2 protein-coding genes and 1 pseudogene are annotated in these 1,866 nt (G+C 38.6%); 2 read left to right on the forward strand and 1 reads right to left on the reverse strand.

Going from position 1 to position 1,866, the window contains the following annotated elements; genetic code table 11:
- Together LG31_RS0118540 and LG31_RS0118545 are read left to right on the forward strand one after the other, a co-directional pair.
- A partial coding sequence (locus LG31_RS0118540) for a hypothetical protein (RefSeq protein ID WP_033115894.1) occupies window positions 1–602 on the forward strand: 602 nt, incomplete at its 5' end.
- Window positions 603–604: 2 nt separating this feature from the next.
- Window positions 605–1,141 carry a hypothetical protein gene (locus LG31_RS0118545; RefSeq protein ID WP_193354237.1) on the forward strand — a complete coding sequence of 179 codons (537 nt, stop codon included), beginning with the start codon at window positions 605–607 and terminating at the stop codon, window positions 1,139–1,141.
- A gap of 425 nt (window positions 1,142–1,566) precedes the next feature.
- On the opposite strand, the pseudogene LG31_RS0118550 reads toward LG31_RS0118545, so the two are convergent.
- Window positions 1,567–1,866 (reverse strand): annotated as a pseudogene (locus tag LG31_RS0118550) (hypothetical protein); the annotation flags it as partial.

Consider the following 1,866-nt stretch of genomic DNA (forward strand, 5'->3'; position numbering starts at 1 on the left):
CCTTTCTACAACTTAAACAACAATTAGGCCACTTGCGTCTTAGCATGACTATTTGGTATGGACGCAATGCAGAAATGGCCACCGCACTAGATATGCAATTAGATGAAGATATCAAAGCTGAGCTAGATGAGGTAAATGCTATCTTTATGCTAGAAGATGGAGAAAAAATCTATTTATCGGATGAGCCTATTTCTGGTGGTGCCGGAGCAACCATTAGATCACAAATTGCTCAGGGTAATATCGTCTTTGACAGTAGAGAAAAAATTGAAGAGGCTCTCAAATCAGGTGAATTAACGATTGTAGACAATGGGCATAGTCTGTGCTTAAACCCTAACTGTAGTCGACTCGACTGCACCATAGATACTTTAATTAGCCCTATGTTGTGCAACTACGCGGTAATATTGAATCGCCATGCACAAGAATTGGCTGGTCTACATACTCGTTTAGTAGAGCGTCATAAAAATGCTATGAAAATATGCATAAATCAACCTAACCTTATCAGCAAGGTTTTAGTTGGTATTCGGGCTTGTGAAAAGACGATGATTCACCATGGGATTGAATTCGAACCGTATGATGGATTGATTAGCATTAAGGATTGTTAGTTATGAACAAACCTAAAAAAACAGATATTCAATTAGCAATTTTCGAAGATGCACTTCAACGCTTACTGAGGGGTGAAGGAAAATATGTTCTCGCCAACACCAAGCTGTCTATGGCACAACTAGCCAAGGAGTCAGGGGTTGGTAGTGGAACTTTATATTATAAACCATACTCTGAGTTCAGACTCAGAGCAGATAATCTTATGACCCAGTACAACTCTGGATGCATAGAAACAAAACACACCCCTCCTCAATTATACGTCACAGAGCTACAAACCCTTCGCAATGACCGAAACAATGAAAAACGACTTAAAGAAGACTACAAAATTGAACGTGATGAACTTAAAAGTCAAGTTAAAAAACTTTGTGTAGAACGAGTAGCTGTGGAACACGCATTATTTATTGCTAACGTACGTATAGAAGAATTAGAAAATATGTTTATAGCATTGACTGGACAGCACCCTGATGACTACCATTTTAAAGAGGGAGAGCCTCATCGGCCTTTAACAAACGCTTCAGTTTTAAGACACCTCAAAAACTAATACATATATTAAAACGTATCAAATTAATTAGGAGTTGATAACCAAGAATGACAACAGCAGTTAAAATTACATAATATTTATAATTATGTATGACTCCTTACACTATAACTTACACTGTGATAGAATTTTCAATCTATAGAAAACATTTAAATTAAATTTGAATGGTTGCACGTTACACAATAGCATATTATTCCCACGGCTAGAATTATTAAACACCCTCTGGACTGACGTCACAGAAGTCACCTTATGGCGATTTAAATCTAGGATGGGATTTTCTATTAAACTATATTGTCAGGTGCTGCACCCAAAACGCATACATGTTAGAAGTTATGCACCGACTCAAGACTTGGAAGCTACATGACCTACAAATAATAGATATCTGAGGTCATGTAGTTAAAATCGGCTTATATATAGAAGGGATGATATTAGCGGGCCGACTCGTTGCTCTCCAAAGCCCTCATCACCTTCTCCACGGCTGCCAGTCGCCCCCTTAAGTCACGGTATTTCTGACTGGTATTCCGAAGTGCATTATCAATAGTAATTTCTAGCGCGGGAAAATTTGTTTGCAGCATATTGTATTCAGCAATTGCGGCCTGGCACTCCTGAATTTCAACCCGGTAGAGGCTCGCTTTTTCGTTTAACTCATCTAAGAGAGCATTATTCGATTCCTCTTTGTATTCCTGTTCCTGAACTTCCTGAACTTCCTGAACTTCCTGAACTTCCTG

Origin of the sequence: Aeromonas lacus (genome assembly GCF_000764665.1) — a bacterium.
In the GTDB taxonomy this organism is placed as follows: Bacteria; Pseudomonadota; Gammaproteobacteria; order Enterobacterales; family Aeromonadaceae; genus Aeromonas; species Aeromonas lacus.

Excerpts from the sequence above, each read along its gene's own strand:
- LG31_RS0118545 (WP_193354237.1), top strand. The coding sequence starts at position 605 with ATGAACAAACCTAAAAAAACAGATATTCAATTAGCAATTTTCGAAGAT.